Source organism: Pseudomonas sp. 8209 (assembly GCF_028682105.1).
Taxonomy (GTDB): Bacteria; Pseudomonadota; Gammaproteobacteria; order Pseudomonadales; family Pseudomonadaceae; genus Aquipseudomonas; species Aquipseudomonas palmensis.
In genome coordinates, this window is record NZ_JANIAH010000009.1 from 41,174 (window position 1) to 65,582 (window position 24,409).

Here is a 24,409-nt window from a genome sequence, read left to right on the forward strand (position 1 = left end):
TGGCGTCAATGTGATCCTGTGGGAGCGGGCTTGACCCGCGAAAGGCCCGTCAGACCGTGAGCAGTCGCTCACGCAACTGCGCGATCTCGTCGCGCATCTGCGCTGCAGCCTCGAACTCCAGGTCCCGCGCCAGCTGGTACATCTTCTCTTCCAGCGCCTTGATGCGCTTGGCGATCTCGCCAGGCGAACGCAACTCGGCCTCGTAACGCTCGCGCTCCTCGGCGGCCTTGGCCATGCCCTTGCGCTTCTTGCTGCGCGAGCCGGGCACGTTGGCGCCTTCCATGATGTCGGTGATGTCCTTGACCACGCCCTTGGGCACGATGCCGTTGGCCTCGTTGAAGGCCATCTGCTTGTCGCGGCGACGCTCGGTTTCGCCGATCGCCCGCTCCATCGAGCCAGTCATGTTGTCGGCGTACAGGATCGCGCGGCCGTTGAGGTTGCGCGCCGCGCGCCCGATGGTCTGGATCAGCGAGCGCTCCGAACGCAGGAAGCCCTCCTTGTCCGCATCAAGAATCGCCACCAGCGAGACCTCGGGCATGTCCAGGCCCTCTCGCAGCAGGTTGATACCCACCAGCACATCGAAGGTGCCCAGGCGCAGGTCGCGGATGATCTCGACTCGCTCAACGGTATCGATGTCCGAGTGCAGGTAGCGCACCCGCACATCGTGATCGGCCAGGTAGTCGCTGAGGTCTTCGGCCATGCGCTTGGTCAGGGTAGTGACCAGCACCCGCTCCTCCACCGCCACACGCTTGCGAATCTCCGACAGCAGGTCATCCACCTGGGTCGTGGCAGGACGCACCTCCACCTGGGGGTCGACCAGACCGGTCGGGCGCACCACCTGCTCCACCACACGGCCGGCATGCTCGGCCTCGTAGTTGCCCGGCGTGGCCGAGACGAAGATGGTCTGCGGGCTGACCGACTCCCATTCGTCAAAGCGCATGGGCCGGTTGTCCAACGCCGAAGGCAGGCGAAAGCCGTACTCCACCAGGGTTTCCTTGCGCGAGCGGTCCCCCTTGTACATGGCCCCCACCTGCGGAACGCTGACGTGGGATTCGTCGATCACCAGCAACGCATCCGGCGGCAGGTAGTCGTACAGGGTCGGCGGCGGCGCGCCGGCCGGACGCCCGGACAGGTAGCGCGAGTAGTTTTCGATGCCGTTGCAGTAGCCCAGCTCCAGGATCATCTCCAGGTCGAACCGGGTGCGCTGCTCCAGTCGCTGGGCCTCGACCAGCTTGTTGTGCTTGTGCAGGTACTCCAGGCGTTCCTTGAGCTCCGCCTTGATCCCGTCCATGGCCTCCAGCAAGGTTTCGCGCGGGGTCACGTAGTGGCTCTTGGGGTAGAAGGTGAAGCGAGGCAGCTTGCGGATCACCTCGCCGGTCAGCGGGTCGAAGGCCGCGATGTTCTCCACCTCGTCATCGAACAGCTCGATGCGGATGGCCTCCAGGTCCGATTCGGCCGGGAAGATGTCGATCACGTCGCCGCGCACACGGAAGGTGGCGCGGGCAAAGTCCATGTCGTTGCGGGTGTACTGCAGGTCGGCCAGACGGCGCAGCAAGGCCCGCTGGTCGAGCTTGTCGCCACGGTCCACGTGCAGCACCATCTTCAGGTAGGTTTCCGGGCTGCCCAGACCATAGATGCACGACACCGTGGTGACGATGATCGCGTCACGCCGCTCCAGCAGCGCCTTGGTCGCCGACAGGCGCATCTGCTCGATATGGTCGTTGATCGAGGCGTCCTTCTCGATGAAGGTGTCGGAGGACGGCACGTAGGCTTCGGGCTGGTAGTAGTCGTAGTAGGAAACGAAATACTCCACCGCGTTGTTCGGGAAGAATGACTTGAACTCGCCATACAACTGGGCGGCCAGGGTCTTGTTCGGCGCCAGTACCAGAGTCGGGCGCTGCACCTGGGCAATCACGTTGGCGATGCTGAAGGTCTTGCCCGAACCCGTCACCCCGAGCAGGGTCTGGTGCGCCAGCCCGGCCTCGATCCCCTCGACCATCAGGCGAATGGCTTCGGGCTGATCACCCGCCGGCTGGAAACGGGTGACGAGTTGAAACTCGGACATGGTGAACCCCTGGAAATGAACGGATACAGGCAACTGTATTTATAGACAGTACTTATACCCAATTGGTGGTGCCCGGCGCCAGTTTCAAGGCAAACCACGGCCTGTTTCACAGTATTGACCGGCGCAAGCGACTGACGGTCGAAAAATATTCGCGAAAACAGCAGTAAAAGCTGCGACAGACTGTCGCCGTGACCGATGGGTATCACTATACTGACTCCCCGTTTGTGCACCGCTTCAGTGCATTCGGCTGGAGCGTGCGACCTCTATCACTCTCCATTCAGAGCCAAGGTAAAAATGAGCCTGTTTTCCGCTGTCGAGCTGGCACCCCGCGACCCTATCCTGGGCCTCAACGAAGCGTTCAATGCCGATACCCGCACCCACAAGGTGAACCTGGGCGTTGGTGTTTACTGCAACGAAGAAGGGCGTATCCCACTGCTGCGTGCAGTCATCGAAGCCGAAACCCAACGCGCCGCCCAGCACGCCTCCCGCGGCTACCTGCCGATCGACGGCATCGTGGCCTACGACCAGGCCGTGCAGAAGCTGCTCTTCGGTGCCGATTCGCCCCTGCTGGCCGCCGGCCGTGTGGTCACCACCCAGTCCGTCGGTGGTACCGGCGCCTTGAAGATCGGCGCTGACTTCCTCAAGCAGCTGTCGCCCAATGCCACTGTCGCAATCAGCGACCCGAGCTGGGAAAACCACCGCGCCCTGTTCGAAACCGCCGGTTTCCCGGTCAAGAACTACCGCTACTACGACGCCGCCACCCATGACGTCAACCGTGCCGGCATGCTCGAGGACCTGAACGCGCTGCCGTCCGGCTCGATCGTGGTACTGCACGCCTGCTGCCACAACCCGACCGGCGTCGACCTGACCCCGGCCGACTGGAACAACGTGCTCGAGGTGGTCAAGGCCAAGGGTCACATCCCGTTCCTGGACATGGCCTACCAGGGCTTTGGCCAGGGCATCGCCGAAGACGCCGCTGCCGTGCGCCTGTTCGCCGAATCGGGCCTGGACTTCTTCGTCTCCAGCTCGTTCTCCAAGTCGTTCTCGCTGTACGGCGAGCGCGTCGGCGCCCTGTCGATCGTCACCGAGTCCAAGGAAGAGGCCACTCGCGTGCTGTCGCAGGTCAAGCGCGTGATCCGCACCAACTACTCCAACCCGCCGACCCACGGCGCCACCATTGTCGCCACCGTGCTCAACAGCCCCGAGCTGCGCGCAATGTGGGAAGCGGAACTGGCCGAGATGCGCCAGCGCATCCACGGCATGCGCAAGCAGATGGTCGAGCTGCTGGCCCAGTACGGCGCACAGCAGGACTTCAGCTTCGTCGGGCGTCAGTGCGGCATGTTCTCCTACTCGGGCCTGACCGTCGAGCAGGTGGCACGCCTGAAGGACGAGCATGCGATCTATGCTCTGGATACCGGTCGTATCTGCGTCGCCTCGTTGAACCAGAACAACATTCACGTGGTGACCAAGGCGATCGTCGAGGTCCTGTAACACCTGATTGCTCAGGGGGAGCTTGACTTCCCCTTAGCAATCAGTAAGATACGCCCCAGATTCCGCGATAGCTCAGTCGGTAGAGCAAATGACTGTTAATCATTGGGTCCCAGGTTCGAGTCCTGGTCGCGGAGCCAAACACCATTTCAGAGCGTGCTTGCACAGCCTCTGAAATACTCGAAAAACCCGCCTTTTGGCGGGTTTTTTCGTTTTGGTCTTCAGCCCGGACCAGGGCTGCCTGGCGATACAGGCTGCGACAGGCTATTGCTGCCCGATTGGAAAGAACTGCCCCGCACTCCATACGCCCAGCCATGGCTGCCCATCGATGTCGCGCGTTACAGCCAGCTCTACCAGCTGGTAAAACACGCTGCGATGGATCAGCGCCTCGAGGTTGTTGCGCATGTGCACGTAAGGCGAAGGCTCCTGTGTCAGCGGGTCGATCACGAAACGCAGCGGGTGCTCGGGCCCGGCCTCGACCACATCCTCCACATTACTGGTGAAGCGCAGCACCTGCTGCTCACCACTGCCCTGCACGTCCATGAGCACCGCCACGAACGGCGCATCATCGACCTGGATTCCGACCTTTTCCACAGGCGTGACCAGGAAGTAGTCATCCCCGTCGCGACGGATGATGGTGGAGAACAGACGCACCATCGGCTTGCGACCAATCGGGGTGCCCAGGTAGTACCAGGTACCGTCGCGGGCGATTCGCATGTCGATGTCGCCGCAGAAGTCCGGATTCCACAGGTGGACCGGCGCCGGACCTTTGCCGACCTTCGGGAGTTGCGCCAACAGGTCATTGGCCTTGCCGGTATCCACCATCATCTGCTCCTCAGCGGCTCATGCCCAACAAACTGCGAGCGTAATCCTCAAGCGGTGCCGCAATCAAATCCTGCGGCTGATTGTCGTGGAACGTCAGCAAACCGCCACGGCTGCGGATGCTCACGGTATCGATCAGATAGCGGGTACTGGTTTCGATCAGCATCAGCTGAATTCTTCCGGTGTCGACACCCAGGCGGTCCACCGCCTGCTCGTCGTACCACTCGTCACCATTGCCGATACGGTTGTCGGCCTTGGCAAAACGCGCATACAGCAGGTAATGCGCGCCCACGTCGCGCGCCTGGGACAAGGCATCCTCCAGCCCCAGCGGACCCTCGGCACGTCGCACCAGCGGGAAGTACTCGACAAAGGCCTTGAAGGCTTCCTCGGCCACCACGTTGGGCCGCGGATAGGCATTGCCCGGCGGCACGAACACGCCCTGACCGATGAAGACGAACGAGTCGGGCTGCAGGCGCACCGACAACGAACGGCGGGTTTCGCTATGGTCGAGCAGGCCGGCGTCGCTCATGTGGTAGCGCACACCTTCGCCCATATCGCTCACATTCATGCAGCCACCCAGCGCCATCAGCGCCAGCAGCAGAACCAGGCTACGCATCTTTCCTCCAGAAGCCGGTGACGGAAAACCGGCGAACAGCCGCCAGATGCAGGTTTTGCGCCAGCTGGAGGGTATGGCTCAACCGCCGATGATCTTCATCACCGTGGCACCGCCTGAAAATGCCACGGCCTGCTTGTCCCCCAGGGCCTTCATCAACATGCCCTGCAAGGCCGGCAACGCCTGGTGGCGCGGCTTGTCGAGCAGGTCACCGATGAAATGCCGGTTGCTCGACGACAGGCAGCCATGCAGCCACCCGGTAGAAGACAGACGCAGGCGCGAGCAGGTTCGGCAGAACGGCACGCTTTCGTTGGCGATCACGCCGAAGTGGCCTTGCCCCGGCACCCGGTAGCGCAATGCAGTGGCGTCCACTGGCGCATCGGCCTGGGCGTACTCGTGATGCTCGCCGATCAGTTGCAGCAACTGCTCCAGGCTCACGAACTGCTGCAGGAAAGCGTTGTGGTCGCCGGCCAGGTGCCCCATGCGCATCAGTTCGATAAAGCGCAGTTCATAGCCACGGGCCAGGCAGTAGTCGAGCAGCGGCAGCACCTGATCGAGGTTGCGCCCGCGCAGTGGCACCATGTTCACCTTGATCTTCATGCCGGCGTCGCTGGCCTTGTGCATGCCATCGAGCACGCTGGCCAGATCCCCGCCACGGGAGATCCCGCGGAAGGCATCGGCGTCGAGGGTATCAAGGGAGACGTTCAGGCGCCGGATGCCGGCATCCAGCAGCAATGGCAGCTTGCGCGCGAGCAACTGGCCATTGGTGGTCAGGGCGATGTCATCGAGGCCGAGCACCGACACGCCAGCCAGGAAGGCTTCGAGCTTGGGACTGACCAGGGGTTCGCCACCGGTGATACGCAGGCGCTCGATACCGGCAGCTTCGATCAGCCAGGCCACCCCACGCACCATGGCCTGGGCCGAGAGTTCATCCTGCGCTGCGACCAGACGCTTGCCGTCCGGCACGCAATAGGTGCAGGCATAGTTGCACGCCGCGGTGAGGCTGACGCGCAGGTTGCGAAAACGTCTGCCTTGACGGTCGACGATCATGGAGCACTCCGGCAAGTGTGAATCGGGCCTGCAAAACCTGACTCAGAAATCAGTTTTTTGCAAGCCTCTTACCTGAGTATATGCCTGCACGGCGCCAGCGAGCATTCAGCTGCCAGATGGCTCCGGGTCGCGCTTGCGCTTGTTGCCCATGCGCACGCCAATGTCCATGAGGAACTGGAAGAAGCCTTCCTGGTCCTCCAGCACATTGCTCCAGAACGGCGAGTGATACAGTGCCACCGCGCCATGCACCAGGGCCCAGGCTGCGCAGTAGTGGAAATACGGCGGCACGTCCTCGAGCTTGCCCTCGGTGATGCGACCCTTGATCAGCAGGGTCAGGCGCTCGAAGTTGGAGGCACGGATCTTGTGCAGCTCCTCGACCATTTCCGGCACCTGGTTGCCTTTGACCACCTTCTCTTCGAGGCGGTCGAACAGGCGGTAGCGCTGCGGGTCGCGCATGCGGAATTCGAAGTAGGCACGCGACAGGGCCTCCTTGTCGCGATCCACATCGGCAGAGTGCAGCAGTTCGTTCAAATCGCGCTCGTAGTCGAGCATCAGGCGCAGGTAGATCTCCGCCTTGGACTTGAAGTGCTTGTAGATCGTGCCTTTGCCGATACCCACGGCGTCAGCGATCATCTCGACGGTGACACTGTCTTCACCCTGTTCGAGAAACAGCTTGAGCGCGGTATCGAGAATCTCTTGCTCTCGGCGACGAAACTCACGGACCTTACGAGGTTCTTTCTGCATAAGAAGGACTGGATCAAAATCGAAGCCCGTTATTATGCCTAACTTGCGCAAAAATGCACGGATCATCCGCGCATGCCTATGTTTCTTGATGAGTTTGAACAGGCCGGCGACCCGGTTGCCCGAAGCGGACCTCCCCTTCCCCCTGCCCCAGACGTGCAATCCAGGCGGTCAGGCGCACGGCAGAGCAATGCGTGCTCAGCAGGGCCGCACGTATTCCAAATCTGTTTAAAAAACGATCAACCCTTGGTGGAATCGCGGCGAACCTGACCAATACTTGAGGTGTTGGCGCGACGCATCCCCCCAAGTGACGCGCCGATAAGGGTGAACACGGACCGCTCGCCTTTGTTTTACTCCTAATGGTCTTAACCCGGATTCCCCCCCAGAACCCGGGTTTTTTTTGCCCGCGCGACCGCCACGGCGCCCGCGCAGCGGGGTCAGGCCACCCGCACCCGTGCCAGGGGGAACAGACGCCTGAAGTTCTCGGTGGTCTGTTGCGCCAGCTGCTCGTAACGCTCCCCCCGCACCAACGCGATGAACTCCGCCACGTCACGCACATACTCCGGCAAGTTCGGCTTGCCGCGGTGCGGAATCGGCGCCAGGTACGGTGAGTCGGTCTCTACCAGCAAACGATCTGCCGGCACCTGCCGCGCCACATCACGCAACGCGTCGGCATTGCGGAACGTGACAATCCCCGACAACGAAATGTAATACCCCAGGTCCAGCGCTGCCTTGGCCATCTCCCAGTCTTCGGTGAAGCAGTGCAGCACGCCCGCCTGCGGCAATGCCGCCTCGCGCAGCAGGGTCAGGGTATCGGCGCGCGCCGCACGGGTGTGGATGACCACCGGCTTGCCGGTGAGCCTGGCCGCCTCCAGGTGCAGCCGAAACGACGCCTGTTGCAACTGTGCAGCCTCGGGCTCGTAGTGATAGTCCAGCCCGGTCTCACCAATGGCCACCACCTCGGGGTGGTTCAGTTCGCCGAGCAGCCAGTCCAGCGCCGGCGCTTCGCCTGGCGCCAGGTCCAGCGGGTGGATGCCGACCGAGCAGTCCACATCAGGGTAGCGCGCTGCCAGCGCCCTGACCTGGGCCGCATTGTCGGCACTTACGCCGATGCACAGGAAATGCCCGACACCCCGTGCCCGCGCGGCATCCAGCGCGGCATCCAGGGAGCCACCATGGGCGGCGAGGTCGAGACGGTCGAGGTGGCAATGGGAATCTACAAGCATGGGCGTAATGACAACACTGAAAATGGAGGATCGAAAGGCCAGCTCAACGCTGACCCGGCAACAGGGCCCAGGAGGCCAGCAACGCTTCGAGCAACAGCACGCGGTTGAGGTTGGCCTTGTTCAACACCTTCTGGCGCTGCACAAGAATCCAGTCCTGGATATCCAGCACCTTGCCCTGCTGGCTTTTCTGGGCAAGGTACTGCACGACCTTGCGCATGTCGGCCAGCCCCAGGCCCTCTTCGTCCTGGGTCAGCTGATAGCGCAGGATCAGGTTGGACCAGTCGCAGAACCAGTCGAACAGCAACAACAGCGGGATGCTGTTCCAGCCTTCGGCCAACTGGGTCGCGGACTGCTGCTGCTTGAGCAGCTTCTTGACCCCCTCGACCACCTGCGCGCGCTGCTCGCGCACACCCTGGGCCTGCAGGCTGACAGCCAGCAGTGGCGAACCTGCCGCAAGGCTCAGCAGTTCGTGGCGCTCGGCCTCGTCACTGTCGGGTAACGCGGCTGCCAGCCACGCCTCGCTCTGCGCCTGACTTGGCAACGGGCAGGCCTGTTGCTGGCAACGGCTCCTGATGGTCGGCAGCAACCGGCTGGGCTGGTGACTGACCAGCAACAGCACGGTATCGCCCGAAGGCTCTTCGAGGCTCTTGAGCAAGGCGTTGGCAGCGTTGATGTTCATTGCCTCGACCGGCTCGATGAGAATCACCTTGCGTCCACCCATCTGCGCGGTCTGCACCACGAAGCTGACCAGGTCGCGCACCTGGTCGACCTTGATCGGCTTGTCGGCCTCTTCAGGCTCCAGGATGTAGTTGTCCGGGTGACTGCCCGCCTTCAGCAACTGGCACGACTTGCAGTGCCCGCACGCCTCAAGCCCCTCGGGCTGGCGGCACAACAGAAACGCCATCAGGCGCTCGGCCAGCGCCCGCTTGCCGATGCCTTGCGGGCCGTGCAACAGGTACGCATGGGCATGCTGTGTGCGCCCGGCCAGTTGCTGCCAGAGCGTCGCCTGCCACGGGTAGGCCTCAGCCACGGCAACGCTCCAGGATCTGCGGCAGCAACGCATCCAGGGCGAGTTGAACCCGGGCCAGCGGTTGCGCGGCATCGACCAGGTGATAGCGCGCCGGGTCGGCGGCTGCGCGGGCCAGGTAGGCCTGGCGAACGGCCTGGAAAAACGCCTGGCCTTCCTGCTCGAAGCGATCCAGCCGCCCGCGCGCCGCTGCGCGCGAAAGGCCGACCTCCACCGGCAGGTCGAACACCAGGGTCAGGTCGGGGCGCAGGTCGCCCTGGACGAAGGTTTCAAGGGTGGCAATGCGCTCGACCGACAGCCCGCGGCCACCGCCCTGGTAGGCATAGGTGGCATCGGTAAAACGGTCGCACAGGACGATGGCGCCCCGCGCAAGCGCCGGGCGGATCACCTGGGCCAGGTGCTGGGCGCGCGCGGCGAACACCAGCAAAAGCTCGGTGTCGGCATCCATCGTCTCATCGCTGGGGGCCAGCAACAGTTCGCGGATGCGCTCGGCCAGCGGGGTGCCGCCCGGCTCGCGGGTCAGCACCACATCCAGCCCGTGGGCGCGCAGGTGCTCGGCCAGGTACTCGCGATTGGTGCTTTTGCCCGCGCCTTCGGGACCTTCCAGGGTGATAAACAAGCCGCTCACAGGCAGTCCTTAATCAGGGTCATTGCGGGGTAGGTTCGCTGGCCGGGGGAACATCCGGCTGCACCGAGGGCTCGGCAGGCTGCGGTGCAGCCTGGGGCGCCTCGGGCGCAGGAACCTCGTTCGGGGTGTCGCCGGCGCTTGGCGCCGGGCTTGAACGGTAGTCGGCACGCCGCTTGATCTGGTACTCGCGCACGGCAGAATTGTGCGCCCCCAGGTCGTCGGAGAACACATGGCTGCCATCGCCCCGGGCGACGAAGTACAGGCTGCTGCCCGGCTCCGGGTTCAAGGCCGCGTGAATGGCTTCACGCCCGACCATGGCAATCGGCGTCGGCGGCAGGCCGGCGATCACGTAGGTGTTGTAGGGCGTGGGCTCACGCAGGTCGGCGCGGGTGATCTTGCCGTTGTAGCGTTCGCCCATGCCATAGATCACGGTAGGGTCGGTCTGCAGCAGCATGCCGATCTGCAGGCGACGCACGAAGACGCCGGCGATCTGACCACGCTCCTGTGGCACGCCGGTTTCCTTCTCGACCAGCGAGGCCATGATCAGCGCCTGGTAAGGGTCGCGATAGGGCGCAGCCGGGGAGCGCTCGTTCCACTCCTTGGCCAGCACCTCCTCCAGGCGCGCGTACGCCTGCTGCAGGAACTCGACATCGCTCATGCCGCGCACGAACCGATAGGTGTCAGGGAAGAAGCGCCCCTCGGGGAACACGCCCGGGTGCCCGAGCTTGTCCATGACCTCGCTGTCGCTCAGGCCATCCAGGGTCTGGCGGATCTTTTCATGTCTGGCCAGTGCCGAGCGCACCTGGCGGAAATTCCAGCCCTCGACCAGGGTCAGGCTGTACTGCACCACGTCACCACGCCGCCACGCCTCGAACAGGTCGCGCACGTTCATGCCGGGGGTCATGCGGTACTCGCCGGTATGCAAAGCCACGCTCGGCATGTTGAAGCGCCAGTAAAGGCGCAGCCAGAAGGCGTCGCGGATCACGCCGTCCTGCTGCATGCGGTAGAACATGCGGTTGGGCGTGGTGCCGGTAGGAACATCGAGCAACCGCTCGCCGGTCAGGTGCAGCGGCTGCTCCAGCGCCGAGTGCACCTTCCAGGCCGAGAAGCCCAATAGCAGGCCGGCCAGGATCAACCCGGTCTCCAGCAGCACCAACAATTTACGTCTCACGAATCAGGCATCCAGTAGCGTACGGGCAATGGCCTGCAGTTTACGGGTGAGCGGCCCCGGCGACCAGTTCAGCGATGCAAATGCACGCACCGGCCATACGCCATACACGCTGTTGCACAGCAACACTTCGTCGGCCTGCTCGAGATCGGCCAGCGCCAGGTCGACCACACGGGCCGTGATACCGTGGCGCGGCGCCTCGTCCAGCAAGGCAGCGCGCATTACCCCGGCCACGCCGCAACGCGCCAGGTCGGCGGTGTACAGCACGCCATCGCGCACCACGAACAGGTTGCTGTAGACACCTTCGATCACGCGCCCGGATACATCACGCATCAAACCTTCAGCGTACTCGGCGCCCTGCCACTCGGCCCGTGCCAGTACCTGCTCCAGGCGATTGAGGTGCTTGAGCCCGGCAAGCAAGGGTTGCTCGGCCAGGCGGGTCTGGCAGGCAAACAGCCTTACCCCCTGCTCGGCGTTCTGCGGCGGGTAGCTGGCGGCGGGGCTGGCCTGAAGAATGCGACGCGGCGGTGCACCGGCAGCCGGGGCATAGCCGCGCTGACTGTCGCCACGGGTGAGAATGAGCTTGAGCACGCCATCACCCAGCAAGCCGGCATAACGACATACCTCGTCGCGGATGAGTGGGTGATCGGCGTCGATCGCCAGGCGCTGGCAACCCAGCGCCAGGCGGTCGAGGTGATACGTCAGCAGCGAGGGCTGCCCGGCCCGCACGGCGATGGTCTCGAACAGACCATCGCCATAGGCCAGCCCGCGGCTGCCCAACGTCAGGGCGTCAGCCGGCAGGCCATCGACCCAGCTGTGCATCACTCGGAGAACCGGCGGAACACCAGCGAGCCATTGGTACCGCCAAAACCGAAGGAGTTCGACAGCACGACCTCGATCGGCATGTTGCGCGGCTGGTGCGGCACGAAGTCCAGGTCGCAGCCTTCATCCGGCTCATCGAGGTTGATGGTCGGCGGCGCCACTTGCCCATTGATGGACAGCACGCTGAAAATCGCCTCTACCGCGCCGGCAGCCCCCAGCAGGTGACCGGTCATCGACTTGGTCGAGCTCACGGCCAGCTTGTAGGCGTGCTCGCCGAACACCGACTTGATCGCTGCCACTTCGGCCAGGTCGCCGGCAGGCGTCGAGGTACCGTGGGCGTTGATGTAGCCGACTTCGCTGGGGTTCACGCCCGCATCGCGCAAGGCGTTGGCCATGCAGCGGGCCGCACCGGCACCGTTGTCGGGTGGCGAAGTCATGTGGTAGGCGTCGCCGCTCATGCCAAAACCAACCAGTTCGGCATAGATGGTCGCACCCCGCGCCTTGGCGTGCTCGAGCTCTTCGAGCACCAGCGCACCGGCACCGTCGGACAGCACGAAACCGTCACGGCCCTTGTCCCACGGCCGGCTGGCACGGGTTGGCTCGTCGTTGCGCGTCGACAGCGCACGCGAAGCGCCAAAACCGCCCATACCCAGGCCACAGGCCGCCATCTCTGCGCCACCGGCGATCATCACGTCGGCTTCGCCGTAGGCGATATTGCGCGCCGCCATGCCGATGCAGTGCGTGCCCGTGGTGCAGGCAGTGGCAATGGCGTAGTTGGGCCCCTGTACACCCAGGTGGATCGACAGGAAACCGGAAATCATGTTGATGATCGAGCCTGGCACGAAGAACGGCGAAATGCGCCGCGGGCCTTGCTCGTGCAAGGTCCGGCTGGTTTCTTCGATATTGGTCAGGCCGCCGATGCCCGAACCCATGGCCACGCCGATACGCTCACGGTTGGCATCGGTAACTTCCAGCCCGGCATTGCGCACCGCCTGGAACCCGGCCGCCAGGCCGTATTGAATGAACAGATCGAGCTTGCGGGCTTCCTTGACCGACAGGTACTGCTCGACTTCAAAGCCCTTTACCGAGCCGCCAAAACGGGTGGAGTAGGCAGACAGGTCAGTATGCTCGATCAGACCTATGCCACTGCGGCCAGCCAGAATGCCTTGCCAACTGCTTGGCACATCCGTGCCCAGTGGCGACAGCATACCCATACCGGTGACCACGACGCGTCTACGCGACACAGCACTCTCCTTATTCTATGGTCTACATCTCATGCAAAGAAAAAACCGCACGCCAGTAACGGCAGTGCGGTTTTTCCATGACAAGAAGCGACGACTACAAAGTCTTAAGCCTGGTGGCTGGTGACGTAGTCGATGGCTGCTTGAACAGTAGTGATCTTCTCGGCTTCTTCGTCAGGGATTTCGGTCTCGAATTCCTCTTCCAGAGCCATCACCAGCTCAACGGTGTCAAGGGAATCGGCACCCAGATCTTCTACGAAGGAAGCGGTGTTGACCACTTCTTCTTCTTTAACGCCCAGTTGCTCGGCGACGATTTTCTTGACGCGTTCTTCGATGGTGCTCATACCTAGTTTTCACTCCTAATGGATATATGTCAGGCAGCTGGCCGGTGTGTAAGTTTATAGAAAGACGCCCGCTTTTCAAGCGTAATGCATCCCTCGAACTTCACACCCACCTGCCGCCTAGAATTTGGTTGCAGCTTTATAACGGATTTTAGACAGCTCGTATGACATTTTTTTGAAGCAATCCGTCACATTTAACTACATGTACATCCCGCCGTTGACCGGGACAGTAGCACCGGTCACGTAAGCTGCGCCGTCAGAGGCCAGGAACGCAACCACTTTCGCGATTTCGTCGACCTGACCCAGACGACCCAGCGGAATCTGGTTTTGCAGCGCTTCACGCTGTGCCTCTGGCAGTTCGCGGGTCATGTCGGTATCGATGAAACCCGGCGCTACCGAGTTCACGGTGATCGCACGGGAGCCGACTTCACGCGCCAGGGCGCGGCTGAAACCTTCCAGGCCGGCCTTGGCGGCGGCGTAGTTGACCTGGCCGACGTTACCCATGGCCCCAACGACCGAACCGATGCTGATGATACGACCCCAGCGCGCCTTGGTCATGCCGCGCAGCACGCCCTTGGACAGACGGTAGAGGCTGTTGAGGTTGGTATCGATGACGTCGAACCACTCGTCGTCTTTCATGCGCAGCATCAGGTTGTCGCGGGTGATGCCGGCGTTGTTGACCAGGATGGTCGGCGCACCGAACTGCACCTGGATAGAAGCGAGGGTGGCGGTGACCGACTCGTCGCTGGTCACGTTCAGCTCCAGCCCGGTACCGGCGATGCCGTGCTCCTTGAGGGTCGCGGCAATACGCTCGGCGCCGGAGGCGGACGTGGCGGTACCGATGACGGTGGCGCCCAGACGCCCCAGTTCCAGGGCGATCGCCTGGCCAATGCCACGGCTGGCGCCGGTGACCAGTGCAACTTTACCTTGCAGGCTCATGCAAGTTTCTCCTAAATCAGGCCAGCGCCGCACGGGTGGCGGCGAAAGCATCCGGGGTATTGAGGTTGAAGGTGTTCACGCCGTCGGCGCAGCGCTTGTTCAAGCCGGCCAGCACCTTGCCGGGGCCGCACTCGACCAGTTGCACCGCGCCATTGGCGGCCAGGGTCTGCACGCATTCGACCCAGCGTACCGGCTTGTACAGCTGCTCCAGCAGGTCGCGTTTGAGGGTATCGAGATCGCCAGCCACGCCCGCACTGACGTTCTGCACCAGCGGGATCTGCGGGGCCTGCCAGTCGATGGCGTTCACCGATTCGGCAAACCGCTCGGCGGCCGGGCGCATCAGCTCGCAGTGCGACGGCACGCTGACCGGCAGCGGCAGCGCACGTTTGGCGCCGGCGGCCTTGCAGGCTTCCATGGCGCGCTCTACAGCAGCCTTGGCACCGGCAATGACAACCTGGCCCGGGGAGTTGAAGTTGACCGCACTGACCACCTCACCCTGCGCAGCCTGAGCACACAGGTCCACGACCACGGCGTCATCCAGGCCCAGAATCGCAGCCATGGCGCCCTGCCCGGCCGGCACGGCCTCCTGCATGAGCTCGCCGCGACGCTTGACCAGCTTGACCGCCTCACCCAGGCTCAGGCTGCCGGCAGCCACCAGCGCACTGTATTCACCCAGGCTGTGCCCGGAAACGAATCCAGGGCGCGCGCCACCTTCGGCCAGCCACAGGCGCCACAGGGCGATCGAGGCGGTCAGGATGGCCGGCTGGGTTTTGTCCGTCTGGTTGAGTTGTTCTTCCGGGCCCTGCTGGGTCAGTGCCCACAGGTCGTAACCGAGAGCCTCGGAGGCCTCACGGAAGGTATCGATGACCAGCGGGTACTGGGCGCCCAGCTCGGCAAGCATGCCGAGCGACTGCGAACCTTGGCCAGGAAAGACGAATGCGAGGGATGCAGACATTGAACAAGCCCCTAATGATCTTGTCGTCGAAAATAGCGCCCAGCCGGGGCTGAGCGCGAGAAAACTGACAATTGGATGGCAACGAGAACCAAGCGGTCACATTTATGCACGTCGTTGTGCCGATGCCTAAGGCAGCAGATCCTCCAGACGGCCGTGCAAGCGCTGCGGCAGGTTCTCCTGGATCTCGATCAGCGCCCGCTGTATCGCGCTCTGGAAACCCTGCACACCCGCCGAGCCATGACTCTTGATAACGATGCCCTGCAGGCCGAGAAAACTCGCGCCATTGTGGCGCGCCGGCGCAAGGTCGGCCTTCAGGCGACTGAGCAGCGGCATCGCAAGGGCCCCCACCGCCCGCGCCATCAGGCCACGCTTGAACAGCGCCTCGATGCGCCCACCGATCATGGTGGCCAAGCCTTCGCTGGACTTGAGCAGGATATTGCCGACAAAGCCGTCGCACACCACCACATCCGCTTCGCCACGGTACAGGCCATCGCCTTCGACAAAGCCGATGTAGTTGAGGCCGCGGGCATTTTGCAGCAGCGTCGCAGCCAGCTTGACCTGCTGGTTGCCCTTGATGTCTTCGGTACCGATGTTGAGCAGCGCCACGCGCGGCCGGGAAATGCCCAGCGCTTGCGCCGCCACCGAGCCCATCACGGCGAACTGGAACAGGTGCTCGGCGCTGCAGTCGACGTTGGCCCCCAGGTCAAGCAGCTGGCAATAGCCGGTCTGGGTCGGTATGGCCGCCACCATCGCCGGCCGATCGATGCCGGGCAGGGTCTTGAGCACATAGCGCGACAACGCCATCAGCGCGCCGGTGTTGCCGGCGCTCACGCAGGCCTGCACCTTGCCATCACGCAATAATTCGAGGGCCACGCGCATCGACGAGTCGGGCTTGCCACGCAGCGCCTGGGACGGCCGCTCATCCATGCCGATCACTTCGCTGGCCGGCACAATATGCAGGCGCGCGCGATCCGCTGCCGACTGGCCAGCGATCAGATCTTCAAGGAGGGAAGGTTGACCGACGAGGGTCAGGTGCAGCGAGGGAGTAGCCGACAGGCAAGCAATGCTGGCCTGAACAATGCTGCGGGGACCGAAGTCCCCGCCCATTGCGTCAATCGCGATCTGAGCGGACAAGGATTACTCGTCAGCGCCCTTGTCGATCACTTTGCGACCACGGTATACGCCTTCTGGCGATACGTGGTGACGCAGGTGCACTTCACCAGTGGTTTTCTCTACGGACAGAGCGTTTTCCGAGAGAGCGTCGTGCGAACGGCGCATGTCACGGGCAGAGCGGGATTTTTTGTTCTGCTGAACAGCCATAATTGATTAACTCCTAAACGTTTGGGTCACGCTTTAACTGCGCCAATACACTGAACGGGTTGGACCGCGTTACCTCGTCCTTGCTCGGTTCGGGCTCATCGGCGCCCGCCGGCTGCTGGCATTCTTCCGGATGATGAGCAGGCACGATGGGCAAGGCGAGCAGAAGCTCTTCCTCGACCAATGCTTGCAGATCCAAAGGATCTTCGCCCAGTTCCAGCACGTCATAACCTTTCGGTAACGACTGGGTATTCGCACCCTCTTTCACCACAGCATATGTAGATTCGCTGTGGATCGGCAGGGTGACCAGCTCAAGACAACGCTGGCAAACCATCTTGACCTCGACGGTCAGAGCACTGTGGATAACCACGGTTTTCTGTTCGTCTCGCTCAAAATCGAATTTAGCCTGCACCGTACCGACATCGTCGGAAAGCGGGTCGCAGAGTCTCTCCAAATCGGCGAGTAGCAGCGTTCCTTCGAGAGAAACACCACGATCGGCCAATTTGCGCGGGTCAACGTGAGGTGGAATCGGGTCATTCAACATAGGCGCAGCATTCTAGGGATGCCCCCCGCCCCTGTCAAAGGAAATTCGGCCCCGTTCAACATGTTAGAATCGGCGCACCTGCTCAGGAGTTCATCATGCTGCCCTTGTTACTGGCTTCCAGCTCACCCTACCGGCGCGAATTGCTGGCGCGACTGCAACTGCCCTTTGCCTGGGCAGCGCCCGATATCGACGAACAGCGCATCGGCGAAGAGCCCGCCCCAGAGCTGGTCAAGCGCCTGGCCAGGCACAAGGCCGAGGCATTGGCTGCCAGCCATCCGGGGCATCTTATCATCGGCTCCGACCAGGTTGCCGTGCTGGGCGAACAGATTCTGGGCAAGCCACACACCTTCGAAAAGGCCTGCGAGCAATTGCTGGCTGCGAGCGGCAATCACGTCACCTTCCTGACCGGCGTGGCGCTGCTCAATACCCAGAGCGGCCATTGCGAGGTCGATTGCGTGCCATTTACCGTGCACATGCGCGAACTGGACCTGCCACGCATCGAACGCTACCTGCACGCTGAGCAACCCTACGACTGCGCCGGCAGCTTCAAGTGCGAAGGGCTGGGGGTGAGCCTGTTCCAAAGCACCCACGGCTGCGATGCCACCAGCCTGGTGGGACTGCCGCTGATCCGACTGGTCGACATGCTGCTCAAGGAAGGGGTGAGCATACCGTGAGGGCAAGCCAATACCAGCAATAAAAAACCGGCCATCTGGCCGGTTTTTCATTAATCAGCACACTCAGCGCAGTGCCGGCCCCTGAAAGCCCATCCACATGGCAAGGTGCTCGGCGACGCTGGCACCCAGGCGCTTGGAGAAGCGATCAAACGGCGACTCTTCGACGGTGAAATCAACCAGGGTCTTCTCCCCCACCACCTCACGCGCCACATAATCGGCATTGCCCAGGGCGTCCACCAGCCCCAGCTGCACGGCCTGCTCACCCGACCAGATCAGCCCGCTGAACAGCTCGGGATGCTCCTTGTCCTTGAGCCGCTCGCCGCGCCCCTGCTTCACACTGGCAATGAACTGCTTGTGGGTGGTGTCCAGCACACCCTGCCAGAAGGCCGTTTCGTCCGGTTTCTGCGGCTGGAATGGATCAAGGAAGGCCTTGTGCTCACCCGCCGTATAGGTACGACGCTCGACACCCAGCTTCTCCATGGTGCCGACAAAGCCGTAGCCAGCTGCCGTCACACCAATCGAGCCCACCAGGCTGGCCTTGTCGGCATAGATCTGGTCAGCCGCACTGGCGATATAGTAGGCACCCGACGCACCCAGGTCGCTGATGACCGCGTACACCTTGACCGACGGCTTGGCGGCCTGCAGACGACGAATCTCGTCATAGATGTAGCCAGACTGCACCGGGCTGCCGCCCGGGCTGTTGATACGCAGCACTACCGCCTTGGTCTTGGCGTCGTCGAAGGCCGCACGCAGGCTGGCTATCACGTTGTCGGCGCTGGCCAGCTCCTTGTCCGCAATGATCCCGCGCACCTCGATCAGCGCCGTATGGCTCGCGCCACGGGCGGCGGTCTTGTCGATATCCATCAGCGGCGAAAACAGGGCCAGGATGCCGAACAGGTACACGAACGTCAGCAGCTTGAAAAAAATACCCCAGCGCCGGGCCCGACGCTGCTCCTGCACGCCCGCCAGCAAGGTCTTCTCGAGCAGCTTCCAGCTGGTGCGCTCTTCGTTCTTTTCGGCGTCAGGCGCCTTCCACTCGTCAGTCATGCTCACCTACCCTGGAAATTCGATTGCAGCGGTTCGGCCTAGCCACGCCTGCAATTGTGAAAAGTGCTGTATGGACAACTGCGGCTCGTAAACGCTCAATGCCTCGAGCGACAGCGCCCCATGCCCCACCGCCACCGAATGCATGCCGGCATTGCGCGCCATCAGCAGGTCGAACGACGAATCGCCCACCATCAACGCACGGCTCGCCGGCACCTGGCAATGGGCCAGGATCTCCTCGAGCATGCGCGGGTGCGGCTTGCCCATGGTTTCGTCGGCAGCCCGGGTAATGTCGAAGAACGCTTCCCAGCCATTGGCCACCAACACCCGGTCCAGGCCGCGACGCGCCTTGCCGGTAGCGACTGCCAGGCGATAGCCATCGGCCCTGAACGACTCGAGGGCCTCGACCACGCCGGAATACAACGGCGACGGCTGGGTATCCAGGGCCATATAGATGTCGGCGTAATGCTGACGAAACGCCATGACTTCAGGCTGATCCAGATGCGGGTACAGCGTGCTGATCGCCTCGGGCAGCGCCAGGCCGATGATGCCCTTGACCGCCTCGTCCGAGCACAGCGCATAGCCGGCACGCTCGGCCGAGCGATGCATCGCTTCGACGATGCGCCCGATCGAATCGGCCAGCGTGCCGTCCCAATCGAAGATCAGCAGGTCGTAATCACGGCGCACTCAAACGCTCCACGGTCTTGGCCCACATGTCGTCCACCGGCGCCTCCAGCTTCAGCTCGCCGCCATCGGGCAACGGCACGGTCAGCGCATAGGCATGCAGGAACAGGCGCTTGCCGCCCAGCTCGCGGATCTCGCGAGTGAAATCCTCGTCGCCATACTTGCTGTCGCCGGCGATGCAATGCCCGGCATGCAGGGTATGCACGCGAATCTGGTGGGTACGGCCAGTAATCGGGCGTGCCTCGACCATGGTCGCGAAATCGCCGAAACGGCGCAGCACGCGAAACAGGGTGAGCGCCTCCTTGCCTTCGTCGTTGATTTCCACCATCCGCTCGCCGGAACGCAGGTTGCTCTTGAGCAGCGGCGCATTGACCTGCTTCTTGGCCGTGGCCCAGTGACCACGCACCAGCGCCATGTAGCGCTTGTCGACGCCGTCACCGCGCAACGCGGCATGCAGATGGCGCAACATGCTGCGCTTCTTGGCGATCATCAGCAGACCGGAGGTATCGCGATCGAGCCGATGCACCAGCTCCAGCTCCTTGGTATCCGGGCGCAACTGACGAAAGGCTTCGATCACACCGTAGTTCAGCCCGCTGCCGCCGTGCACGGCGATGCCAGCAGGCTTGTTGAGCACGATGAGGGCCTTGTCTTCGTACACGATGGCCGCTTCGAGTCGCTGAAGCAGGCCCTGTGCCAGCGGCACCGGCTCGTCACGCTCAGGCAGACGAACGGGCGGCACGCGCACGATATCGCCGGCCTGCAATTTGTACTCGGGCTTGATCCGCCCCTTGTTCACCCGCACTTCGCCTTTGCGCAAAATGCGATAAATCAAGGTCTTGGGAACACCCTTGAGTGCAGTGATCAGGAAGTTGTCGATCCGTTGGCCGGCAAGTTCCGGCGCGACCTCGATCAGCTGGACGCCGGAGGTCGGAGGGGTAGTAGTCGTCATTTGCGAATCATAACAATTTTTTATGGATTTGAAGCACTTAATGATTGCTGCTATAGTCGCGAACGCCGCCAAAAGCGGCTGGCCAGCGGACCAATGGCTTTGAGCCGGCCCTGACCTACGCAATTCTCGAGGACGCGAGGCCGTCCGACGGGGCTTTCGCCAGTTTACAGAAGTGCCTGGAATCGCTACCAGCGCCGATGAGAGAAGACCGATAAAAAACAACAAGAGCGGTGTTTGACCCTCCTGCACGTTTTTTTCGATGCCCACTCCTTCAGTGCAGTCGCTTTCACGCAGTCACGGCGAATGCTTCGGAAATACCAGCCTTAGCCATAGAAAGCGCGGGCTCCCGTATGGAGCTGGCGATAACTGCAACCCGTTGCGGATTCAGCGCGCGGCAGCACCCGAATTATCAGGGATACGTGTAGGGTGGAGATGCACAACCGTCGGACCGTGTAGCACTGCGTCCAGTCCACAGGCCCTCTGGCCCGCGACCGGACCCGGTCTTGATCAAGATGCCCCAGGGTGTCCACGGCCGAAGGCTGATTCCTCCTCCTGACTGAGTGCATTTGACACCACAGCTAGCAGGACGCGTCGTCGCGACTTCGGCAGCACTGGGCGACCAGTCCGACCGCAAGCCGCTGGACACGGGATGGTCCGCCACCCCTGACGCACCCTGACACCGACCGTGAGAAGTCGTGTGTGCCGAACGCCGTTTCCGGCAGCCCGGAAACCGACGGTACTACATGAAAAGAATGCTGATTAACGCGACTCAACCCGAAGAGTTGCGTGTTGCTCTGGTAGACGGCCAGCGCCTCTACGATCTGGACATCGAGTCCGGTGCACGCGAGCAGAAAAAAGCCAACATCTACAAGGGCAAGATCACCCGCATCGAGCCCAGCCTTGAAGCCGCCTTCGTCGATTTCGGCTCCGAGCGCCACGGCTTTCTGCCCCTCAAGGAAATCTCCCGCGAATACTTCAAGAAGTCGCCCGAAGGCCGGGTGAACATCAAGGAAGTGCTGAGCGAAGGCCAGGAAGTCATCGTCCAGGTCGAGAAGGAAGAGCGCGGCAACAAGGGCGCCGCCCTGACCACCTTCATCAGCCTGGCCGGTCGTTACCTGGTCCTGATGCCTAACAACCCGCGTGCCGGCGGCATCTCCCGTCGCATCGAAGGCGAAGAGCGCAACGAACTGCGCGAAGCGCTCAACGGCCTGGTTGCCCCTGCCGACATGGGCCTGATCGTTCGCACTGCCGGCCTGGGCCGCAGCAGCGAAGAGATGCAGTGGGACCTGGACTACCTGCTGCAACTGTGGACCGCCATCAAGGAAGCGTCCCTCGACCGCGCAGCGCCGTTCCTGATCTACCAGGAAAGCAACGTCATCATCCGCGCCATCCGCGACTACCTGCGCCAGGACATCGGCGAAGTGCTGATCGACAGCGTCGATGCCCAGGAAGAAGCCCTGACCTTCATCCGCCAGGTGATGCCGCAGTACGCCAGCAAGATCAAGCTGTACGAAGACAGCGTGCCGCTGTTCAACCGCTTCCAGATCGAAAGCCAGATCGAGACCGCCTTCCAGCGCGTCGTCGACCTGCCATCGGGCGGCTCGATCGTGATCGACCCGACCGAAGCACTGGTGTCCATCGACATCAACTCGGCGCGCGCCACCAAAGGCAGCGACATCGAGGAAACCGCCCTGCAGACCAACCTGGAAGCGGCCGAGGAAATCGCCCGCCAACTGCGTCTGCGTGACATCGGCGGCCTGATCGTCATCGACTTCATCGACATGACCCCGGCCAAGAACCAGCGCGCCGTCGAAGAAAAGGTGCGCGAGTGCCTGGAAGCCGACCGTGCCCGCGTACAGGTCGGCCGAATTTCGCGCTTCGGCCTGCTGGAAATGTCCCGCCAGCGCCTGCGCCCTTCCCTGGGCGAAAGCAGCGGCATCGTCTGCCCGCGCTGCAGCGGCACCGGCATCATCCGTGACGTCGAATCGCTGTCGCTGGCAATCCTGCGCCTGATCGAGGAAGAAGCCCTGAAGGATCGCACTGCCGAGGTGCGTGCCCAGGTGCCGATCCCGGTCGCCGCGTTCCTGCTCAACGAAAAACGCAACTCGATCACCAAGATCGAACTGCGCACCCGGGCGCGTATCGTCATTCTGCCGAACGACCACCTGGAAACCCCGCATTTCGAAGTGCAGCGCCTGCGCGACGACAGCCCGGAAGCCCTGAACAACCAGTCCAGCTACGAAATCGCTGCGACCGAAACCGAAGAAGTGCAACCGGCTGCCGCCACCCGCACCCTGGTTCGCCAGGAAGCCGCGGTCAAGACTGCACCGGCCCGCGCCAATGCTCCGGTACCGGCTCCGGAAGCCCCTGCTGCCCCAGCCGCCCCGGTACACGCCCTGCCAGAGCCAAGCCTGTTCAAGGGCCTGGTCAAGTCGCTGGTCAGCCTGTTCGCCGGCAAGGAAGAACCTGTGGCCGCCGCACCGGTGGTAACCGAAAAGCCCGCCACCGAGCGTCCTCAGCGCAACGAGGAGCGTCGCAACGGTCGCCAGCAGAGCCGCAACCGCAACGGTCGTCGCGATGAAGAGCGCAAGCCACGCGAAGAGCGTGCCGAGCGCGCGCCACGTGAGCCGCGTGAAGAACGCCAGCCTCGCGAAGCCCGTGAAGAGACCTCGACCCGCGAGGAACGCGCACCACGCGCCCCGCGTGAAGAACGTCAGCCTCGTGCCCCACGCGAAGACCGTCGCCCACGCGAAGATCGCCCGGTACGCGAACTGCGTGAGCCTCTGGATGCCACCCCGGCCCCGGCCGTCCGCGAAGAACGTCCTGAGCGCGCCCCGCGCGAAGAGCGTCAGCCACGTGAAGAGCGTGCACCGCGTGAAGAGCGCGCACCACGTGAAGAACGTGCCCCTCGCGAGGAGCGCGCACCGCGTCCGCCACGCGAAGAGCGTCAGCCACGCCCGGCCGAGCCGGTCGAGGATGCGGCCGAAGAGCAACTGCCAAACGAAGAGCTGCTGCAGGATGACAACCAGGAAGGCGCCGAAGGCGATCGTCCACGTCGTCGCTCGCGCGGTCAGCGTCGTCGCAGCAACCGTCGTGAGCGTCAGCGTGATGCCAACGGCAATGTGGTCGAAGGCAGCGAAGACGGCACCGAAGAAGGCGCCGAACAAGCTGGCGAACAACCTGCTGCTGCGGAAAAACGCAGCGAAGGCAATGCGCAGCCTTCGGGCGTGGAACTGGCTGCCGGCCTGGCCGTGACTGCCGCCGTTGCCACCAGCAACATCAGTGCCGACGCCGAGGCCCAGGCCAACGCTCAGGCCGAGCGTGCAACTGCTGCTGTCGATGACACCCCAGCCGTCGTGGCCGAAACGCCTTTCGAGGCCGGCACCGTCGAACCAGTGGTTGTCGAAACCAGCACCGAGTCGAACGAAACAGCTCGACAGCCCGCTGCCGAAGAAGCTGTTGCTGAACAAGCGGCCATCGCCCCTGTGATCGAACAACCGTTCGAAGCACCGGTGCAGGCAGTCGAGTCGAGCATCGAGCCTGTCGTCGAAGTTGCTCCGCAACCAGTCGAGGCCCAGATCGAGGCCGAGGCCAAGGTAGAGGCCCTGGTGGAAGCACCAGCTCAAGCCCCTGAGCAGGCGCCAGCTGTCGAAGCGCCCGTCGAGGCACCTGTAGCTGCCGAGCCGGTCATCGCCCTGCCGAGCGAGCCTGAAGCGCCGGCTGCAGTCGAAGCCGAGCCGGTCATTGCCGCTGAGCCAGCACCGGTCGCCGAGGCACAGGCACCGATCGCCGAGCCTGCCGAGGTTGAGGCACCGGTCGTCACGCTGGCCAACGGCCGTGCACCGAACGACCCGCGTGAAGTGCGTCGCCGCAAGCGCGAAGCTGAAGCCGCAGCGGCCGCCGCTGCTGCCGAGCAGTCGCAGGAAGCTGCAGAAGAGCATAAACCGCTCGTCTGACGGCCATTAAAAAGCCCCGCCAGTGCAAACTGGCGGGGCTTTTTATTGCCTGATGCCTGGTGGTGGATGTGTCACCGACAACGCCGAACCCGCAGGAATCGGCCTTGCCAGCGAA

Annotated in this window: 23 protein-coding genes and 1 tRNA gene; 4 read left to right on the top strand and 20 right to left on the bottom strand. The window is 63.1% G+C overall.

The features are described from left to right. Nucleotides 1–49: 49 nt before the first annotated feature. A complete protein-coding gene (gene uvrB / locus NP552_RS19640; RefSeq protein WP_043862865.1) occupies nucleotides 50–2,065 on the bottom strand; it encodes an excinuclease ABC subunit UvrB in 2,016 nt (671 codons plus the stop codon). 294 nt (nucleotides 2,066–2,359) lie between these two features. On the opposite strand from uvrB, the gene NP552_RS19645 reads away from it, so the two are divergent. Together NP552_RS19645 and NP552_RS19650 are read left to right on the top strand one after the other, a co-directional pair. After that, a complete protein-coding gene (locus NP552_RS19645; protein WP_043862866.1) occupies nucleotides 2,360–3,556 on the top strand; it encodes an amino acid aminotransferase in 1,197 nt (398 codons plus the stop codon). Nucleotides 3,557–3,617: 61 nt separating this feature from the next. After that, nucleotides 3,618–3,693 (top strand) — tRNA-Asn (locus NP552_RS19650). Between the two features lie 124 nt (nucleotides 3,694–3,817). Here the strand turns inward: NP552_RS19650 and NP552_RS19655 are convergent. From NP552_RS19655 to NP552_RS19730, 16 genes are all read right to left on the bottom strand, one after another. Continuing rightward, nucleotides 3,818–4,378, bottom strand: coding sequence for a DUF1285 domain-containing protein (locus NP552_RS19655; RefSeq protein WP_043862867.1), 561 nt, complete (start codon nucleotides 4,376–4,378; stop codon nucleotides 3,818–3,820). Nucleotides 4,379–4,388: 10 nt separating this feature from the next. Further along, the gene (locus NP552_RS19660; RefSeq protein WP_043862868.1) at nucleotides 4,389–4,991 is read right to left on the bottom strand and encodes a DUF4823 domain-containing protein; all 603 of its coding nucleotides are present in this window, start codon (nucleotides 4,989–4,991) and stop codon (nucleotides 4,389–4,391) included. Nucleotides 4,992–5,069: 78 nt separating this feature from the next. Beyond that, entirely contained in the window at nucleotides 5,070–6,038 is a 969-nt protein-coding gene (locus NP552_RS19665) for a GTP 3',8-cyclase MoaA (protein ID WP_274097065.1), read from the bottom strand. 105 nt (nucleotides 6,039–6,143) lie between these two features. Beyond that, entirely contained in the window at nucleotides 6,144–6,782 is a 639-nt protein-coding gene (locus tag NP552_RS19670) for a TetR/AcrR family transcriptional regulator (RefSeq protein ID WP_054915804.1), read from the bottom strand. 434 nt (nucleotides 6,783–7,216) lie between these two features. Further along, entirely contained in the window at nucleotides 7,217–8,005 is a 789-nt protein-coding gene (locus NP552_RS19675) for a TatD family hydrolase (RefSeq protein ID WP_054915805.1), read from the bottom strand. 43 nt (nucleotides 8,006–8,048) lie between these two features. Beyond that, on the bottom strand, nucleotides 8,049–9,035 hold the full coding sequence (locus NP552_RS19680) for a DNA polymerase III subunit delta' (protein ID WP_274097066.1): 987 nt from the start codon (nucleotides 9,033–9,035) through the stop codon (nucleotides 8,049–8,051). Further along, on the bottom strand, nucleotides 9,028–9,660 hold the full coding sequence (gene tmk / locus NP552_RS19685) for a dTMP kinase (RefSeq protein ID WP_054915807.1): 633 nt from the start codon (nucleotides 9,658–9,660) through the stop codon (nucleotides 9,028–9,030). Before tmk ends, NP552_RS19680 begins: the two co-directional genes overlap by 8 nt. Before the next feature lie 19 nt (nucleotides 9,661–9,679). After that, nucleotides 9,680–10,831, bottom strand: a complete 1,152-nt coding sequence (gene mltG / locus NP552_RS19690; protein ID WP_078479734.1) for an endolytic transglycosylase MltG — start codon at nucleotides 10,829–10,831, stop codon at nucleotides 9,680–9,682. 3 nt (nucleotides 10,832–10,834) lie between these two features. Next, the gene (pabC, locus tag NP552_RS19695) at nucleotides 10,835–11,650 is read right to left on the bottom strand and encodes an aminodeoxychorismate lyase (protein ID WP_058541074.1); all 816 of its coding nucleotides are present in this window, start codon (nucleotides 11,648–11,650) and stop codon (nucleotides 10,835–10,837) included. Continuing rightward, entirely contained in the window at nucleotides 11,650–12,894 is a 1,245-nt protein-coding gene (gene fabF, locus NP552_RS19700; RefSeq protein WP_274097067.1) for a beta-ketoacyl-ACP synthase II, read from the bottom strand. Before fabF ends, pabC begins: the two co-directional genes overlap by 1 nt. A gap of 104 nt (nucleotides 12,895–12,998) precedes the next feature. Beyond that, nucleotides 12,999–13,235 carry an acyl carrier protein gene (gene acpP / locus NP552_RS19705; protein ID WP_003175607.1) on the bottom strand — a complete coding sequence of 79 codons (237 nt, stop codon included), beginning with the start codon at nucleotides 13,233–13,235 and terminating at the stop codon, nucleotides 12,999–13,001. Nucleotides 13,236–13,430: 195 nt separating this feature from the next. Further along, a complete protein-coding gene (gene fabG / locus NP552_RS19710) occupies nucleotides 13,431–14,171 on the bottom strand; it encodes a 3-oxoacyl-ACP reductase FabG (RefSeq protein WP_043862877.1) in 741 nt (246 codons plus the stop codon). A 16-nt stretch (nucleotides 14,172–14,187) separates the two neighbouring features. Beyond that, nucleotides 14,188–15,126 carry an ACP S-malonyltransferase gene (gene fabD, locus NP552_RS19715; protein WP_274097068.1) on the bottom strand — a complete coding sequence of 313 codons (939 nt, stop codon included), beginning with the start codon at nucleotides 15,124–15,126 and terminating at the stop codon, nucleotides 14,188–14,190. Nucleotides 15,127–15,252: 126 nt separating this feature from the next. Further along, a complete protein-coding gene (plsX, locus tag NP552_RS19720) occupies nucleotides 15,253–16,260 on the bottom strand; it encodes a phosphate acyltransferase PlsX (RefSeq protein WP_078479736.1) in 1,008 nt (335 codons plus the stop codon). 3 nt (nucleotides 16,261–16,263) lie between these two features. Continuing rightward, nucleotides 16,264–16,446 (bottom strand): 50S ribosomal protein L32, encoded by a 183-nt coding sequence (rpmF, locus tag NP552_RS19725; protein WP_010223221.1) that lies wholly within the window; start codon nucleotides 16,444–16,446, stop codon nucleotides 16,264–16,266. 13 nt (nucleotides 16,447–16,459) lie between these two features. Next, nucleotides 16,460–16,987: a YceD family protein gene (locus NP552_RS19730; protein WP_054915811.1), complete on the bottom strand. Its 528-nt coding sequence runs from the start codon at nucleotides 16,985–16,987 to the stop codon at nucleotides 16,460–16,462. Between the two features lie 95 nt (nucleotides 16,988–17,082). Between NP552_RS19730 and NP552_RS19735 the strand changes: the two genes are divergently transcribed. Continuing rightward, on the top strand, nucleotides 17,083–17,661 hold the full coding sequence (locus tag NP552_RS19735) for a Maf family protein (protein ID WP_043862881.1): 579 nt from the start codon (nucleotides 17,083–17,085) through the stop codon (nucleotides 17,659–17,661). A gap of 63 nt (nucleotides 17,662–17,724) precedes the next feature. Here NP552_RS19735 and sppA read toward each other — a convergent pair whose 3' ends face one another. From sppA to rluC, 3 genes are read right to left on the bottom strand one after another with little or no spacing between them, the layout of a single operon-like run. Beyond that, complete coding sequence (gene sppA / locus NP552_RS19740; RefSeq protein ID WP_274097069.1) at nucleotides 17,725–18,708, bottom strand: signal peptide peptidase SppA; 984 nt, start codon at nucleotides 18,706–18,708, stop codon at nucleotides 17,725–17,727. Between the two features lie 6 nt (nucleotides 18,709–18,714). Continuing rightward, the gene (locus NP552_RS19745; protein ID WP_274097070.1) at nucleotides 18,715–19,392 is read right to left on the bottom strand and encodes an HAD-IA family hydrolase; all 678 of its coding nucleotides are present in this window, start codon (nucleotides 19,390–19,392) and stop codon (nucleotides 18,715–18,717) included. Next, nucleotides 19,382–20,338, bottom strand: coding sequence for a 23S rRNA pseudouridine(955/2504/2580) synthase RluC (gene rluC / locus NP552_RS19750; RefSeq protein WP_043862884.1), 957 nt, complete (start codon nucleotides 20,336–20,338; stop codon nucleotides 19,382–19,384). The genes NP552_RS19745 and rluC overlap by 11 nt, the downstream gene beginning before the upstream one ends. 743 nt (nucleotides 20,339–21,081) lie before the next feature. On the opposite strand from rluC, the gene rne reads away from it, so the two are divergent. Next, the gene (rne, locus tag NP552_RS19755) at nucleotides 21,082–24,294 is read left to right on the top strand and encodes a ribonuclease E (RefSeq protein ID WP_043862885.1); all 3,213 of its coding nucleotides are present in this window, start codon (nucleotides 21,082–21,084) and stop codon (nucleotides 24,292–24,294) included. Nucleotides 24,295–24,409 lie beyond the last annotated feature (115 nt).

Bases quoted from the DNA above. Each gene is read 5' to 3' on its own strand.
- NP552_RS19735 (WP_043862881.1), top strand. From the start codon at position 17,083: ATGCTGCCCTTGTTACTGGCTTCCAGCTCACCCTACCGGCGCGAATTG.
- sppA (WP_274097069.1), bottom strand. From the start codon at position 18,708: ATGACTGACGAGTGGAAGGCGCCTGACGCCGAAAAGAACGAAGAGCGC.
- fabG (WP_043862877.1), bottom strand. From the start codon at position 14,171: ATGAGCCTGCAAGGTAAAGTTGCACTGGTCACCGGCGCCAGCCGTGGC.
- fabD (WP_274097068.1), bottom strand. From the start codon at position 15,126: ATGTCTGCATCCCTCGCATTCGTCTTTCCTGGCCAAGGTTCGCAGTCG.
- NP552_RS19660 (WP_043862868.1), bottom strand. From the start codon at position 4,991: ATGCGTAGCCTGGTTCTGCTGCTGGCGCTGATGGCGCTGGGTGGCTGC.
- rluC (WP_043862884.1), bottom strand. From the start codon at position 20,338: ATGACGACTACTACCCCTCCGACCTCCGGCGTCCAGCTGATCGAGGTC.
- NP552_RS19645 (WP_043862866.1), top strand. From the start codon at position 2,360: ATGAGCCTGTTTTCCGCTGTCGAGCTGGCACCCCGCGACCCTATCCTG.
- pabC (WP_058541074.1), bottom strand. From the start codon at position 11,650: ATGCACAGCTGGGTCGATGGCCTGCCGGCTGACGCCCTGACGTTGGGC.
- NP552_RS19670 (WP_054915804.1), bottom strand. From the start codon at position 6,782: ATGCAGAAAGAACCTCGTAAGGTCCGTGAGTTTCGTCGCCGAGAGCAA.
- uvrB (WP_043862865.1), bottom strand. From the start codon at position 2,065: ATGTCCGAGTTTCAACTCGTCACCCGTTTCCAGCCGGCGGGTGATCAG.
- NP552_RS19730 (WP_054915811.1), bottom strand. From the start codon at position 16,987: ATGTTGAATGACCCGATTCCACCTCACGTTGACCCGCGCAAATTGGCC.
- rne (WP_043862885.1), top strand. From the start codon at position 21,082: ATGAAAAGAATGCTGATTAACGCGACTCAACCCGAAGAGTTGCGTGTT.
- acpP (WP_003175607.1), bottom strand. From the start codon at position 13,235: ATGAGCACCATCGAAGAACGCGTCAAGAAAATCGTCGCCGAGCAACTG.
- NP552_RS19675 (WP_054915805.1), bottom strand. From the start codon at position 8,005: ATGCTTGTAGATTCCCATTGCCACCTCGACCGTCTCGACCTCGCCGCC.
- NP552_RS19655 (WP_043862867.1), bottom strand. From the start codon at position 4,378: ATGGTGGATACCGGCAAGGCCAATGACCTGTTGGCGCAACTCCCGAAG.
- NP552_RS19665 (WP_274097065.1), bottom strand. From the start codon at position 6,038: ATGATCGTCGACCGTCAAGGCAGACGTTTTCGCAACCTGCGCGTCAGC.
- rpmF (WP_010223221.1), bottom strand. From the start codon at position 16,446: ATGGCTGTTCAGCAGAACAAAAAATCCCGCTCTGCCCGTGACATGCGC.